At 74.4% G+C, this 14,339-nt stretch carries 11 protein-coding genes; 2 read left to right on the top strand and 9 right to left on the bottom strand.

The features are described 5' to 3' along the window. Positions 1-7: 7 nt before the first annotated feature. Together M1D56_RS10905 and M1D56_RS10900 are read left to right on the top strand one after the other, a co-directional pair. A complete protein-coding gene (locus M1D56_RS10905) occupies positions 8-2,413 on the top strand; it encodes a beta-xylosidase/alpha-l-arabinosidase (protein ID WP_456283593.1) in 2,406 nt (801 codons plus the stop codon). Between the two features lie 159 nt (positions 2,414-2,572). Beyond that, complete coding sequence (locus M1D56_RS10900) at positions 2,573-3,736, top strand: ROK family protein (RefSeq protein ID WP_456283592.1); 1,164 nt, start codon at positions 2,573-2,575, stop codon at positions 3,734-3,736. 96 nt (positions 3,737-3,832) lie between these two features. Here the strand turns inward: M1D56_RS10900 and M1D56_RS10895 are convergent, their stop codons facing one another. From M1D56_RS10895 to M1D56_RS10855, 9 genes are all read right to left on the bottom strand, one after another. Beyond that, positions 3,833-5,278: an aldehyde dehydrogenase (NADP(+)) gene (locus tag M1D56_RS10895; RefSeq protein ID WP_456283591.1), complete on the bottom strand. Its 1,446-nt coding sequence runs from the start codon at positions 5,276-5,278 to the stop codon at positions 3,833-3,835. Next, positions 5,275-6,363 (bottom strand): mandelate racemase/muconate lactonizing enzyme family protein, encoded by a 1,089-nt coding sequence (locus tag M1D56_RS10890; RefSeq protein WP_456283590.1) that lies wholly within the window; start codon positions 6,361-6,363, stop codon positions 5,275-5,277. Before M1D56_RS10890 ends, M1D56_RS10895 begins: the two co-directional genes overlap by 4 nt. Beyond that, on the bottom strand, positions 6,360-7,271 hold the full coding sequence (locus M1D56_RS10885) for a 5-dehydro-4-deoxyglucarate dehydratase (RefSeq protein ID WP_456283589.1): 912 nt from the start codon (positions 7,269-7,271) through the stop codon (positions 6,360-6,362). Before M1D56_RS10885 ends, M1D56_RS10890 begins: the two co-directional genes overlap by 4 nt. After that, a complete protein-coding gene (locus M1D56_RS10880) occupies positions 7,264-8,208 on the bottom strand; it encodes an NAD-dependent epimerase/dehydratase family protein (protein ID WP_456283588.1) in 945 nt (314 codons plus the stop codon). The genes M1D56_RS10885 and M1D56_RS10880 overlap by 8 nt, the downstream gene beginning before the upstream one ends. Further along, positions 8,205-9,542 carry a Gfo/Idh/MocA family protein gene (locus M1D56_RS10875; protein WP_456283587.1) on the bottom strand — a complete coding sequence of 446 codons (1,338 nt, stop codon included), beginning with the start codon at positions 9,540-9,542 and terminating at the stop codon, positions 8,205-8,207. The genes M1D56_RS10880 and M1D56_RS10875 overlap by 4 nt, the downstream gene beginning before the upstream one ends. 71 nt (positions 9,543-9,613) lie before the next feature. Further along, positions 9,614-10,606, bottom strand: a complete 993-nt coding sequence (locus M1D56_RS10870; protein WP_456283586.1) for a LacI family DNA-binding transcriptional regulator — start codon at positions 10,604-10,606, stop codon at positions 9,614-9,616. A 105-nt stretch (positions 10,607-10,711) separates the two neighbouring features. Beyond that, positions 10,712-11,773 carry a M24 family metallopeptidase gene (locus M1D56_RS10865; protein ID WP_456283585.1) on the bottom strand — a complete coding sequence of 354 codons (1,062 nt, stop codon included), beginning with the start codon at positions 11,771-11,773 and terminating at the stop codon, positions 10,712-10,714. A 228-nt stretch (positions 11,774-12,001) separates the two neighbouring features. Next, positions 12,002-13,309: an O-acetylhomoserine aminocarboxypropyltransferase/cysteine synthase family protein gene (locus M1D56_RS10860; protein ID WP_456283584.1), complete on the bottom strand. Its 1,308-nt coding sequence runs from the start codon at positions 13,307-13,309 to the stop codon at positions 12,002-12,004. Positions 13,310-13,388: 79 nt separating this feature from the next. Further along, positions 13,389-14,330: a quinone oxidoreductase family protein gene (locus M1D56_RS10855; protein WP_456283583.1), complete on the bottom strand. Its 942-nt coding sequence runs from the start codon at positions 14,328-14,330 to the stop codon at positions 13,389-13,391. Positions 14,331-14,339 lie beyond the last annotated feature (9 nt).

The following is a 14,339-nucleotide window of genomic DNA, read 5'->3' as shown; positions in this document are numbered from 1 at the left end:
GAACGCCATGACCGAACTGCCCCCTCTGCCCGTCGTGTCCGAGCGCGTGAGCGCTCTCCTCGAGCGCATGACGCTCGAGGAGAAGCTCGCCCAGCTCGTCGGCTACTGGCTCGACCGCGGAGGCGAGGTCGTGGCGCCGATGCAGGGCGAGATGGCCGGCGACGATGCGGGAGCGACTCTCGCCGAGATCACGCGCGACGGCATCGGCCACTACACGCGCGTGTACGGCACGCGGCCCGTCGACCCGGCCCAGCGCGCCGCGTGGCTGTGGGCGGAGCAGCGGCGGCTGAAGGCCGAGACCCGCCTCGGGATCCCCGCGATCGTCCACGAGGAGTGCCTCACCGGGCTCGCCGCGTGGAAGGCCGCGACCTTCCCGACGCCGCTCGCGTGGGGCGCGTCGTTCGATCCCGACCTCGTCGCCGAGATGGGCGCCGCGATCGGCGACACGATGCGCGAGCTCGGGATCCACCAGGGGCTCGCGCCCGTGCTCGACGTCATCGCCGACCCGCGCTGGGGGCGCGTCGACGAGTGCATCGCCGAGGATCCGTACCTCGTCGGCACGGTCGGCACCGCCTACGTGCGCGGCCTGCAGAGCGCGGGCGTGCATGCGACGCTCAAGCACTTCCTCGGCTACTCGGCGTCGAAGGCGGGGCGCAATCACGCCCCCGTCTCGGCGGGGCCGCGAGAGCTCGCCGACGTCTACCTGCCCCCGTTCGAGATGGCGCTCCGCGACGGCGGCGCCCGATCGGTGATGAACAGCTACACCGACATCGACGGCGAGCCCGTCGCGGCGCATCTCGGACTGCTCACGACCGTCCTGCGGGACGAGCTCGGCTTCGACGGCGTCGTCGTCTCGGACTACTTCTCGGTCGCGTTCCTCGAGGTCATGCAGGGCGTCGCGGCTGACCGCGGCGAAGCCGCCGTCCAGGCGCTCCGGGCCGGCATCGACGTCGAGCTGCCCGCGGGCGACGCCTATCTCGCGCCGCTGGCCGAGCAGGTGCGGTCGGGCGGGATCGACATCCGCTTCGTCGACCGCGCCGTGCTGCGGGTGCTCGCGCAGAAGGAGGAGCTGGGCCTCCTCGACGAGGACGCCTTCTCGGACGAGCCGCCCGTCGAGATCGACGTGGACTCGCCGCGACACCGCGCGATCGCCCGGCGACTCGCCGCGGAGTCGCTCGTCCTCCTCCGCGACGAGGGAGCGGTGCCGCTTCCCGCCGCCGCGCGCCGCGTCGCCGTGATCGGCCCCAACGCCGACCGCGCCGAAGCGCTGCAGGGCTGCTACTCGTTCGCGAACCACGTCCTCGCGCATCACCCCGACCATCCGCTCGGATTCGAGATCCCCACGGTGCGCGAGGCTCTCGCCGCGGCGCTCCCGCAGGCGGAGATCGTGCACGCGCGCGGCTGCGAGGTCGAGGGCGATGACCGCTCGGGCTTCGCGGAGGCCGTCGAGCTCGTGCGCTCGGCCGATGTCGCGGTCGTCGTCGCGGGCGATCAGGCCGGACTGTTCGGGCGCGGCACGGTCGGCGAGGGCAACGACGTCGAGTCGCTCGACCTGCCGGGCCCCCAGCGCGCGCTCGTCGAGGCCGCGGTCGCGACCGGCACGCCCGTCGTGCTCGTGCTCCTCACCGGCCGTCCGTATGCGATCGAGTGGGCGCTCGACGCGGAGACCGCGCCCGCCGCTGTCCTCCAGGCGTTCTTCCCCGGAGAGGGCGGCGGGCTCGCGATCGCCGACATCCTCACGGGGGCGTCAGCCCCGTCGGGACGTCTGCCGGTGTCGCTTCCGCGCTCGACCGGTGCGCAGCCGTACCGCTATCTGCACCCGCGTCTGGGCGGCCCGTCCGACGTGACGTCGACCGACTCGACGCCGCTGCGTCCGTTCGGCTTCGGCCTGACCGGGACCACGTTCGCGTACGCCGACCTCGAGGTCGACGCCGCGGCGCCGACGGACGGCCTGATCCGCGCGGCCGTGACCGTCACGAACACGGGCGAGCGCGCAGGGGTCGACGTCGTCCAGCTCTACGGGCGCGACGTCGTCGGGTCGATCGCGCGCCCCGTGGCGCAGCTGCTCGGCTTCGCGCGCGTCGCGCTCGAGCCTGGCGCGTCCGCGCGCGTCGTGTTCGACGTGCCCGCTCAGCGCTTCGCGTTCAGCGACCGCCGTCTCGTCCGCGTCGTCGAGCCCGGCGACGTCGAGCTGTGGGTCGCGGCTCACGCCGAGGCATCGTCTGTCCGCGCCGACGGCGACGGCTCGATCAGCAGCACGCGGGCGCGGGTCGAGCGGACGCTCCCGGGCGACGCGACCGCGCGCGCGACCGTCGTGCTCACGGGCGACGTGCACGAGGTGACGGCCGCGGACCCCCGGCTCGTCGAGGTGCGCGTCGACGCCCTCGAGCGGGCTGAGGCACCCGTCAGCTGAGCGCCCGCGGTGCCGGGGCTGTGGCCATCCGGAGGGGATGGCCACCGCCCGGCGCCGCCGATCCGCGCGAGGGCAGAGCGCGCCGCCCGGCACGCCGCACCGCGCGCGCCGCGGGACCCGGATATCGTGATCGGAACGACAAATGGCGAGGGGATCGCGATGGCGGAACGGGCGATGAGCGTCGAGGGCGTGCGGCGCCGCAACCTCGGCGAGGTGCTGCGGCTCGTGCACGAGGAGGGCGCTCAGTCGCGCGCCCGCATCACGGCCGCGACGGGCCTCAACCGCTCGACGGTCGCCGACCTCGTGGGCGCGCTCGTCGACGCCGGCCTCGTCGTCGAACGCGAGCCGGACCCCACGCGGCGCGTGGGCCGTCCGTCGCCGATCGTCGCGCCCAGCGCCGATGTCGTCGCGATCGCGGCGAACCCCGAGGTGGACGCGCTCGAGATCGGCGCGATCGCCCTCGACGGCACCGTGCGCGCTCGCGCCCGCGAGGAGGTCGACCACCTGCTCACCCCTGAGGAGACGGCCGACGCCATCGCGCGGATCGTGAGCGGATGGCGAGAGGGCTCTCTGCGCGACGTGCGGATGGTCGGGGTCGGGGTGGCCGTGCCGGGTCTCGTCCGCGCGGACGACGGCGTCGTGCGTCTCGCTCCGCACCTCGGCTGGCGCGATGCGGCCGTCGGGGCCCTCATCGCCGATCGCGTGGGGCTGCCGGTCGTCGTCGGCAACGACGCGACCCTCGGCGCGCGGGCCGAGCACCTGTTCGGGGCGGCAGAGGGGCACCACGACGTCGTCTACCTCAACGGCGGTGCGAGCGGCATCGGCGGCGGGCTCATCCTCGATGGGCGGGTGATCGCCGGCGCAGGCGGCTACGCGGGGGAGTGGGGGCAGAACACGCCGGGCATCCTCGACGGAGCCGACCGCGCGACGCCCGGCGGCGTGCTCGAGGACGAGGTGAGCAGGGCGCGGCTCCTCGCGGCCCTCGGCCTGTCCTCGGCCGACGACCCGACCCTCGCCGCCGCGCTCGCCGAGTCGTCCGCTCCCGGAGTCGTCGACGAGGTCGCCCGGCAGCGGCGCATCCTCGCGACCGCGCTCGCGAATGCGGTCAACGTGCTGAACCCGTCGGCCATCGTCCTCGGCGGGTTCCTCGGCATGATCGTCGCGGCCGACCCCGAGGGGTTCGACGAGGCCGTCCGGCGTCATGCTCTCGCGGCGCCTGCCGAGGCGCTCGACATCCGTCCTGCGGCGCTCGCCGAGGACCGTCTCCTCATCGGCGCCGCCGAGGCCGCGTTCGCTCCGCTGCTCGCCGATCCGCTCGCCTGAGGGGCGGCGGTCGCCGCGGGACCGAAACGCGGCGAGCCCGAAACGCGCCCCCGACCCGTCCCGTCCCCGCCCCGCGCCGCCCCGGCTCCGCGGCCCTCAGCCGCGCGGGACGACGAGCCCGCCGTTGCGGCGATGCGGCAGTCGCGCGAGCGCCTCGTCGCGCAGGGGCGCGGGCAGAAGGCGCTGCGGCGCATCCTGGTACGCCACGGGGCGCAGGAATCGCCGGATGGCCGTGGCTCCGACCGAGGTGTGCAGCGAGGTCGTCGCGGGCCACGGTCCGCCGTGGTGCTGCGACCACGTGACCGCGACGCCCGTCGGCCAGCCTGCGAACAGCACGCGCCCGGCGACCGCCGTGAGCGCGTCGACGAGGGCGTCGACCTCCTCGTCCTCCTCCGCATGCAGGGTCGCCGTGAGGCTGCCGGGGACGGCCGCGATCGCCCGGAGCAGTTGCTCCTCGTCGTCGTACGCGACGAGGAGGGTCGCGGGGCCGAAGACCTCCTCGAGGAGCACGTCGGGGCGCTCGGCGATCGCGGCGGCGTCCGTCGCGATGACGACCGGGCGCGCGCCATCCGATGCGGCGCCGTGCGCGATCACCGTCGCGGACGGGTCGGCGGCGAGCCGGTCGACGCCCTCGGGGAAGGCCTCGGTGATGCGGTCGGTGAGGAGAGGCCCGCCGTGCGCGTCGGCGACCTGCGCCGCGACGGCGTCCTCGAAGCCCGCTCCGCGCGGCACGAACACGACGCCGGGCTTCGTGCAGAACTGACCGGAGCCCAGCGTGAACGAGCCGACGAGCCCTGCGGCGAGCTCGTCGCGGCGGGCGGCTGCCGCGCCTCGCGTGACGACGACGGGATTGAGGCTGCCGAGCTCTCCGTAGAAGGGGATCGGGTCGGGTCGTCCGGAGGCGAGGTCGAACAGCGCGCGCCCTCCGGCGACCGAGCCCGTGAAGCCGGCGGCGCGCACTGCCGGATGCACCACGAGCGCGTTCCCCGCCGCGCGCCCCTCGACGAGCGCGAGGGAGCCGCTCGGCGCCCCCGCGGCCTCGAGCGCGGCGGCGGCGATCTGCGCGGTGCGCCGCGAGAGCTCGGGGTGCCCGGAGTGGGCCTTCACGACGACGGGATTCCCGGCGGCCAGGGCCGATGCCGTGTCGCCGCCGCAGACCGAGAACGCGAACGGGAAGTTCGACGCCGAGAACACCGCGACCACGCCGAGCGGCACGAGCAGACGGCGCAGCTCGGGCCGAGGCGGCGTGGCCGAGGGGTCGGCGTCGTCGACGGTGAGCTCGAGGTAGGAGCCCTCCTCGACGACGCCCGCGAAGAGGCGCAGCTGCCCGGTCGTGCGGGCGACCTCGCCGCGCAGGCGCGTGCCGCCGAGCCGCGTCTCGCTGTCGGCGATCTCGACGAGCTCGTCCGCGGCCGCGTCGAGCGCGTCGGCGAGCGCGCGCAGCCAGCGCGCGCGGGTGGCCGCGTCGGCGTCCCGCCATGCGGGGAACGCGGTGCGCGCGCGGGCGACGATCTCGTCGAGCTGGTCGGGTGTCGTGGTCATGAGGCGACCTCCAGATCGGGATGGTAGCGGAAGCGCAGGCCGAGGCCGAGGTGCGGCGCCTCCGTGAGGCGCCCGTCTGCGATGCGCACCGGGCTGGGATCGGCGAGGGCCCCGAGATCGCCGAAGCCGGCGTCCTCGACGTCCTCCGCGAGCGGGTCGCCCGGGAGCGTGAGCGCGAGCTGCCCCGACAGCTCGGGCAGCAGGTGCGGATGCACCTGCACGCCGTGCGCGTGCGCGCGCTCGACGATCCGGAGGAAGGGCGTGATGCCGCCCACGCGCACGACGTTCGGCTGCGCGAAGCGGATGGCCCCGCTCGCGAGGAACTCCTCGAATCGATGCACGGTGTGCAGGTTCTCGCCCACCGCGATCGGCGTCGGGATGCGCCGCGACAGCTCGACATGACCCGCGAGGTCGTCGGCGCGCAGCGGCTCCTCGATCCATGCGGGCGCGAACGGGGCGAGCAGCTCCATCGCGGCGGTCGCGCGGTCGAGATCCCACCGCTGGTTCGCGTCGATCATGAGGCCGCGGTCGGGTCCGAGCACCTCGCGCACGGCGGCGACGCGGTCGGCGTCCTCGGCGGGGTCGGGCCGGCCGACCTTGATCTTCACGGCGTCGAAGCCGGCATCGACCCAGCGGCGCACCTGCGCGACGAGCTCGTCCTGCGTGTAGTGCAGGTTCACGCCGCTGCCGTACGCCGTCACGCTGTCGCGACGGCGGCCGATGAGCGTCGAGAGCGGGGCACCGTGAGCGCGGCCCTCGGCGTCCCACAGGGCGAGGTCGAGCCCTGCGAGCGCGATCGTCGTGATGCCGCCGCCTCCGGCCTCGTGCAGGTTCCGCCACAGCTCATCCCACGTCCGCGTCGGGTCTGCGAGGCGGCCGATCGCGGCCGGAGCGATGTCGTGCTCGAGCATCGCGAGCACCGCCTCGGCGCCGATCTGCGGCGTCCACGAGAAGCCCCATCCGCGGGCGCCGTCCGAGCGGACGACGGTCGTGGCGATGACGCCGACGCTCCTGACGTCGGCCGCCCACGGGCGCACGAGCGGCACGCGCTCGAGGCGCGCCGTGAGCGAGCGGATGGTCGTCACGCGGCGAGCTCCCGCCCGCGTTCGAGGAGGGCCGCGAGGCGCGCGAGCTGATCCGGGTTCGGGTCGATGAGCGGCGCGCGCACGGAGCCGACGTCGAGGCCGGAGAGCCGCACGCCGGCCTTGATGAGCGAGACGGCGAAGCCGGGCGTCTCGTCTCGGAGCGCGACGAGAGGCGCGTAGAAGCCCTCGAGGAGCGCGCGCTGTCGCGCGGTGTCGCCCGAGCGGTGCGCGGAGAAGAACGCGACGGCCACCTCCGGCAGCATCGCGAAGACGGCGGAGGAGTACATCGGCACGCCGATCGCGGTGTACGCCGCCTGCGACAGCTCGGCCGTGAGCAGCCCGTTGAAGAAGAGCACGTCGCGCTCGGCGCGGGCCGCCTCGAGCACGAACTGCTGTGCGAGCGCGACGTCGCCCGTGCCGTCCTTGATGCCGACGACGCGCGGGTTCTGCAGGAGGCGCGCGACCGACCCGGGGGAGAACTGCGCGTTCGCGCGGTGGTAGACGATCACGGGGAGGTCGCTCGCCGCGGCGATCTGCTCGACGTACGCGATGAGGCCCTCCTGCGGTGCGCCGACGAGGTACGGGGGCATGACGAGCAGGCCGTCGGCGCCGGCCTCCGCCGCGATGCGCGCGCAGGCGACCGCGTGGCCGAGCGGGCCGCCGGCTCCCGCGATGACGGGCACGCGTCCTGCCGTCGCGCGCACGGCGGCCGTGACGGCCGCGCGCACGTCCTCGAGTGACAGGGTGTGGAACTCGCCCGTGCCGCACGCGGCGAACACGGCGCCCGGCTCGTGGGCGAGAGCGCCCGCGACGTGCTGCTCGACGAGGTCGGCGTCGACCCTGTCGTGCGCATCGAAGGCGGTCACGGGGAAGAACAGGACGCGGTCGGGGATGGCGAGGTCAGTCAAGGCGGTTCTCCTGTCGAGGGGATGCGGACACCGCGACGCGCTCGCCGAGCTCGTCGCGCCACGCGTGCTGGGGGCTCCACCCGAGCAGGCGCCGCGCCTTGGCGTTCGAGAACGCCGGAGCGGTGCCCGTGAGCTCGGCGGCCGCGCGGGCCGTGCCCGGGTGGAAGCGCGGGAGGAGCTCGCAGAGCGGCTCGCGCGCGAGGGCGTCGTCGGCGCCGACGAAGAACACCTCGCCGTTCGGGATGTCGCCCATGGCCGCGAGCAGCGTGTCGGCGAAGCGGGACACATCGCGCGCATCGACGTAGTTGAACAGCGCGGGGGCCGACAGCGCCGGGTCGTCGAGCCGTTCGCGGACGGTGTGGCCCTGCTGCGTGGGCGCGCCCGCCCACTCCTCGGGGGCGATGACGTAGCAGGGGCGGAAGGCCGCATAGCGGATGGCGTCGCCGGTCTGACGACGCAGCATGCCGATGGACTGCTCGATGATGAGCTTCGACAGCGCGTACGCGTTCCAGGGGAGCGGGGGCGTGTCCTCGTCGAGCGGAAGCCGCTCGGGAGTCCAGCCCGTCGGAGCGCCGTAGCCGAGCACGGTCGGGCTCGACGCCGCGACGATCCTCCCGACGCCGGCCGCCGCCGCCGCGGCTCCCATCACCGACACCGCGAGTCCCGCGTTCGCGCGCATGATGACGTCCTCGGGAGCGCTGAACGGGACGGCGATCGCCGCGAGGTGGATGAGGGCGTCGGGGCGCGCCTGCGCGATCGCGTCGGCCGCCGCGCCGGGGGCGCTGAGGTCGGCGGCGACCTGCTCGACGCCCGCGAGCTCGGGGGCGTCGGAGACCTGCCGGTCGACCGACACGAGGTCGTGGCCCGCGGCCGCGAGGCCCGCGACGAGCGTGCGGCCGAGGCGCCCCGCGCCGCCGGTCACGAGGATGCGGCTCACGGCCGGTCCTCGGCGAGCAGCGCGATGCCCAGGTCGGACACGCGCACGGGGAGTCCCGTCTCGAGCGAGCGGTTCCCGGCGATCCCGACGGCGATCGAGCGGATGCCGTCGCTCCAGTCGGCAGGCCGCCCGAGCGGGTCGTCGCCGGGGCCGACGAAGACGTCGGAGAGGAGCAGGGCGTCGCCGCCCCCGTGGCCCCCCTCGCCCGACCGGCGGATCTCGATCTCGACGGGCTCCTCCCAGTGCCGCTGCACGATGAGGCGCTCGCCGCTCGGGCGCAGGACCGACGTCTCCGCGTCGACCGCGCTCGGGTCGAGCACGGGATGGAGCCCCTCGTCGGGCACGAGGGATCCGCGCTCGACGACCTCGAGCTCGGCGCGGCCCTCGGTGCCGTTGATCGCGACGCGATAGCCCTCCCACGGCGCATGGGCGTTGAGGGAGTAGCCGAGCGTGGCTCCCGACGCGTAGTCCACGACGAGAGCGAGGTTGTCCTCGATCGTGATGCCGTCGCTGAAGACGTCGCGGTCGCGCACGTAGCCGTCGTGCTGCTCGGCCTCGAGGTACAGGGTCTTCAGACGCGGGTCCTCGCGCAGGTCGAGCTCGAACGGATCGTGCGCGCCCTCGTGCGTGCCGCGCTCGGGTCGCTCGCCGAGCCCGCGCGCGGCCGCGTTCTGTGCACCGTAGAAGCGCAGACCGCCCGAGGCGAACACGCGCCGCGGCTCGCTCGCGATCCACCAGTTGACGAGATCGAAGTGGTGGCTCGACTTGTGCACGAGGAGCCCGCCCGAATGCGCCTTCTCGCGGTGCCAGCGGCGGAAGTAGTCTGCGCCGTGCTTCGTGTCGAGCATCCAGGAGAAGTCGATCGACGTGACCCGCCCGATCCGACCCGACCGCACGACCTCGCGCAGCGCGCTGTTGCGCGGGGAGTAGCGGTAGTTGAAGGTGATGACGACCTGGCGGCCCGTGCGCGCGACCGCCTCCTCGATGCGCGCGGCGCTCGGGGCGTCGATCGTGAGCGGCTTCTCCACGACGACGTCGACGCCCGCCTCGAGCGAGCGCACGATCATCTCGGCGTGCGTGTCGTCGCGAGAGCAGATGACGACCCGCTCGATGCGCTCGTCGCGGATCATGTCCTCGAGGCGGTCGGGCGTCCAGACGCTCGGCGTCGGCAGTCCCTTGCCTGCGACCCGCTGCGCGTACACGTCGGCGCGGACCGGGTTGGGCTCGCACAGCGCGACGAGCGCCGCCCGGTCGGCGTAGGTGTCGGTGATCGCGTCGACATACATCTGGGCGCGGTGGCCGGTTCCGACGACGGCGTACCGGAGTTGGCTCATCGGTGAGTCCCTTCCTGAGAAAGCGGTTTCTCACGATACCACGAGGTCGCCTGCGGAGGCCAGCGTGCGGCTCAGGAAGCGGGCGGAGGGGCGGTGCTGCCGCGCACGGCGAGCGTCGGCGCGAGCACGACGGGCGGCGCGGCCGCGTCGTCCTCGAGAAGCGCCCGCATCGCGCTCCAGGCGAGCTCGCCCATCCGATCGGTCGGAACGCTCGCGGTCGTGAGAGGCGGTGTCGTGTAGCGTGCGAACGGGATGTCGTCGAAGCCCGTCACGGACACCTCGTGCGGGACCGCAACGCCCTCTTCGTGGAGTGCGCTGAGGAGGCCCATCGCGACGAGGTCGTTGTAGGCGAGAACCGCCGTGGCCTCGTGGGCGCGCACGGTCGCGACCGCCGCGGAGCCGTCGGCGAAGCCCGTCCCGCAGGGTGCCTCGGCGATGTCGAGATCCGGATGGGCGGCCCTCGCCTCGGCGATCGCCGCGACGCGCCGCGCGTTCGACGCGCTGCCCGGGACGCCCGCGAGGTAGAGCAGGCGACGGTGGCCGAGCATCCGGAGGTGCTCGATGATCTCGCGGAGGCCGCGGCCGTAGTCGGCCGCGACGACGGGGGCGCCGTCCCCTCCGCGGTTCACGAGCACGGCGGGAGCGAGACGCGGCAGTGCCGCGGCGAGCTCATCGTCGGGCATGCGCGGCGCGACGAGCACGATGCCGTCGGTGCGCCGGCGGGCCTGCAGCGCGAGCGCCGCCTCGTCGGCCGCGACCTCGGCGGAGTCGGCGACGAGCACGTGGTAGCCGTCGCCCGCCGCGGCCCGGCTCAGCGTGCGCAGGATGGCCTGGAAGGTCGGGTTCCCGAGGTCGGGCACGAGCACCGCGACCGTCTGGGTCTTCCCGAGGGCGAGGCTTCGCGCGAGGGGGCTCGCGGTGTACCCGAGCTCGGCCGCCGCGTCCTGCACGCGCTGGACGAGAGCCGGGTCGACCTTCGGGTTGCCGTTCATGACCCGCGACACGGTCGCCGGCGACACTCCCGCGTGCTTCGCGACATCCGAGATGCGCAGCTTGGCCGTCATGGTTTCGAGCGTATCCGCCGTCGGGCGATCGTCCCGTCAGCCGTCCTCCGGGGTCGGCAGGCGGTAGACGTGCGAAGCCGTGCGCGGATGCCGTCGTCCAGCCGGTCATCCGACCTCGAGCGTCGCGGGACGCGCGACGCCGCGCACGTCGATGCGGGGCCAGGCGGGGTCAGCGCTCAGGACCTCGACGCCGCCCGCGCCATCGAGCACGACGGTGTCCTCGACCTTCACCCCCGGGGCCCAGGGGTTCCAGGCGAAGGCCTGGTTCTCCACCACGCGGTCGCGGAGCGCGGGCGCGGCCTTGGGGTCGCGTCCCGCGTATCCCGTCGGCCCGCCCTGGTGGTGGCGCAGCCAGCCGTCCTCGCCGAAGCCATGGCGCCGGTAGCTCGCGGCGATGTCGTCGAGCACGTCGCCGAGCGCGCGGCCCGCGCGCGTCGCCGCCCAGGCATCGGCCTCGACCTCGAGGACCCGCGGTGCGCCATCCGGCTCGGATCCGCGGAAGCGCACCCAGCGCGTGAGGCTCACGTGGAGGCCGTCGCGCTTCGCGGTCGCGACCGCCATCGCGCGGTCGCCGAGCGGGGCCGCCGTCGGCAGCGGGTGCTGCACCCCGCCCCGGGCGGCTCCCGCGGCGAGCACGACCGCCGGCTCGGCGCCGCGGGCGAGGATGGCGTGCGCGAGTCGCCCGGCGAGCTCGAACTCCGACATCTCGGGAGACGCCTCGGCGAGCACCTCGGTCGTCGCGCGCGCGGCGTCGGCGCCGAGACGCCGGTAGCGCTCGTGCTCGACCGGGAGAAGGCTCGCGCGCGCCGCGCGCAGCTCGACCTCGAGCTCGGCCTCGTCGACGACGCCGTCGACGGGCGGCGCGAGGGGCGCGAACCAGTCGACGGGGCGGATCTCGGCGCCGCCGATCTCCTCCTCCGCGAGACGCTCGGCCTCGTTGCGCGGGGCGGTCACGACGATCTCGCCGTCGACGCGGACCACCGCCGAGAAGACGGGCGGACCGCCGAGCGGGACCGAGGTGCGCGCCCCGTCGAGCAGCCAGGACAGGCTCGCGCCGGATGTCAGCCGGAGGGCGGTCGCGCCGCGCCGGTCGAGGAGGTCCGCGATGCGCGCGAGCTTGTGCGGACGGTCGGTCGAGACGGCGGCTCTGCCGGTCAGCGTGGTCATGGGTGCTCCCTTGCTCGGCACACACTCTACGCGAGGAACCGGTTTCTCGGTGCGGCGGCACGGCCGGTGCCGTCGCCACAGCAGGAGAATCGCGCGGCTGCAGGACGCGAACGCGCGGATGGTCCTGCTCCGGACGGAAAGTCCTGCGCTCGACCGGGCTGCGCGGGACGGGCAGTGCGACGGGCAACGCAGTGCGACGGGCTGCGACCGGCTGCGCGGACGAGGGCGTTAGGCGCGGGCGAGAGCCTGGTCGAGGTCGGCGATGATGTCGGCGGCCTCCTCGAGGCCGACCGAGATGCGGATGGTGCCCTGCGAGATGCCGGCGGCCGCGAGCTGATCGGGCGTCATGTGGTTGTGCGTCATCGAGGCGGGGTGCGCGACGATCGTGCGCGCATCGCCGATGTTCGCCACGAGGCGGATCGTCCGCAGGGCGTCGATCACCCGCTCCACGCGGTCGAACGTGTCCTCGTCGCTCGGCGCGAGCTCGAACGCGAACACGCTCGGCGAGCCCTTCGGGAGGTACGTCTCGGCGCGCGCCCGCCACGGATTCGTCTCGATCGACGGGTGGAAGACGACGCCGACCGACGGATGGGCGTCGAGGAAGGCCGCGACGGCCTTCGCGTTCGCGACGTGGCGGCTCACGCGCAGGTCGAGGGTCTCGAGCCCCTGGATGAGCTGGAACGCGTTGAAGGGGGAGAGCGCGGGGCCCAGATCGCCGACGAACTTCGACTTCACGAGGGTCGTGAAGGCGCGCTCGTGCCCGAAGGCCTCCCAGAGCGAGACGTCGCCGTAGCGCCAGTGCGGCACGAAGAGGCCGGGCCACTTCTCGGGCTCGGCGGAGAAGTCGAACGTGCCGAGGTCGACCACGACGCCGCCGAGCGACGAGCCGTGTCCGCCGATGAACTTCGTCGCGGAGTGCACGACGATGTCGGCGCCGAAGTCGCGGGGGCGGAGGAGGAACGGCGTCGCGACCGTGTTGTCGATCACGAGGGGCACGCCGGCCTCGTGGGCGATGTCGGCGACCGCCGAGATGTCGAGCACCTGCGCGATCGGGTTCGCGACCGACTCGGCGAAGAACGCGCGCGTGCTCGGACGGACCGCGCGGCGCCATCCGTCGAGGTCGTCCTGGTCGACGAACGTGACGTCGAGGCCGAAGTCGCGGAAGGTGTCGTCGAAGAGGTCGACCGTGCCCCCGTACAGCTGACTCGCCGCGACGATGTGGCCACCGCGCCCCAGCAGGGCGAGCGTCGCGAGCGCGACCGCGGCCTGGCCCGAGGCGACGGCCGCGGCGGCCACGCCGCCCTCGAGACGCGCGAGGCGCTGCTCGAGCACGGCCTGCGTCGGGTTGTTGTTGCGGCTGTAGATGTAGCCCTTCTCGCGCAGCGCGAACTTCTCGCGCGCCTCGGTGAGCGACGAGAAGGCGTAGGCCGAGGACTGGTACACGGGAGGGAGCACCGTGAACTCGGGTGTGCCCGGCACGTAGCCCGCGTGGAGCTGGGTCGTGGCGAATCCCGCCGTCGGCTCGGCCTGTGTCATGCGGCCATTCTGTCGACCCGCAGGGGGTCGCCCGGAATCCGTATGACGCCGTGTTTCGGCGCGGGAATGCCGCGCCGGGTCAGGGGATGAGCAGCACCTTGCCGTTCGCGCCCTCCTCGACGAGCCGATGCGCCTGCGGCGCCTCGGCGAGCGGGAGCGCTTCGCCGATCTCGACGCTGAACCGCCCGGCGGCCAGGAGCGCGAGCGCGACCGGCACGGCTTCCAGACGCCAGGCCTCCTGCTGCGGCGTGAGCGGCCGAGGCGAGCCTCCGCTGAAGGCGCGGATGCCGAGCGCGTCGGCCTTCGCGCCCTGCACGAGCGTGGCGATCCGCGTGCGGTCGTCGAGGAGCTCGAGTGACGCGTGCAGCGCCTCGTCGGTGCCGACGGCGTCGAGGATCACGGTCGGACCGTGCGGGGCGAGCGCGCGCACACGGTCGACGAGGCCCGGCCCGTACGCGACCGGCTCGCCGCCGAGCCCGCGCACGCGGTCGGCCCGCGCGTCGCTCGTCGTGGCGATGACGCGTGCGCCGGCGAGCACGGCGAACTGGATGACCGCCTGTCCGACGGCGCCGGAGCCGCCGTGCACGAGGAGCGTGTCGTCGGCGCGCACGCCGAGCGAGCGCAGGGCCTGGTACGCCGTCCCGATCGGGATGCCGAGCGCTGCGCCCTGTGCGGCCCTGACGCCTGCGGGGCGCGCGAACACGTGATCGGCCGGTGCGACGACATCCGTCGCGTAGGCACCCTGTGCGCCCGTGAACGCGACCGGGTCGCCGACGCGGAAGCCGTCGACGTCCGCGCCGACCGCGGTGATGTGGCCGGCGCCGTCGCTGCCGACGCGGCGGGGCTCGGTGATCGGCGGAGTGGGGCGCAGCCCCGTCCTGAGCTTCCACTCGACGGGGTTCACGCCGGCCGCCTCGACCCGGATGGCGACCTCGCCGGGTCCGGGGACGGGATCGGGGACGTCTGCGAGCGTCAGGACCTCGGGGCCGCCGAGCTCGGTGTGCTGGATCGCCTTCGCCATGCCTTCACG

The sequence above is a fragment of the Microbacterium sp. JZ101 genome, assembly GCF_053903175.1.
This window is presented reverse-complemented; position numbering and strand designations above follow the sequence as displayed.

Coding starts and splice junctions, on each gene's coding strand:
- M1D56_RS10905 (WP_456283593.1), top strand. CDS start 8: ATGACCGAACTGCCCCCTCTGCCCGTCGTGTCCGAGCGCGTGAGCGCT.
- M1D56_RS10900 (WP_456283592.1), top strand. CDS start 2,573: ATGGCGGAACGGGCGATGAGCGTCGAGGGCGTGCGGCGCCGCAACCTC.
- M1D56_RS10895 (WP_456283591.1), bottom strand. CDS start 5,278: ATGACCACGACACCCGACCAGCTCGACGAGATCGTCGCCCGCGCGCGC.
- M1D56_RS10875 (WP_456283587.1), bottom strand. CDS start 9,542: ATGAGCCAACTCCGGTACGCCGTCGTCGGAACCGGCCACCGCGCCCAG.
- M1D56_RS10870 (WP_456283586.1), bottom strand. CDS start 10,606: ATGACGGCCAAGCTGCGCATCTCGGATGTCGCGAAGCACGCGGGAGTG.
- M1D56_RS10865 (WP_456283585.1), bottom strand. CDS start 11,773: ATGACCACGCTGACCGGCAGAGCCGCCGTCTCGACCGACCGTCCGCAC.
- M1D56_RS10860 (WP_456283584.1), bottom strand. CDS start 13,309: ATGACACAGGCCGAGCCGACGGCGGGATTCGCCACGACCCAGCTCCAC.
- M1D56_RS10855 (WP_456283583.1), bottom strand. CDS start 14,330: ATGGCGAAGGCGATCCAGCACACCGAGCTCGGCGGCCCCGAGGTCCTG.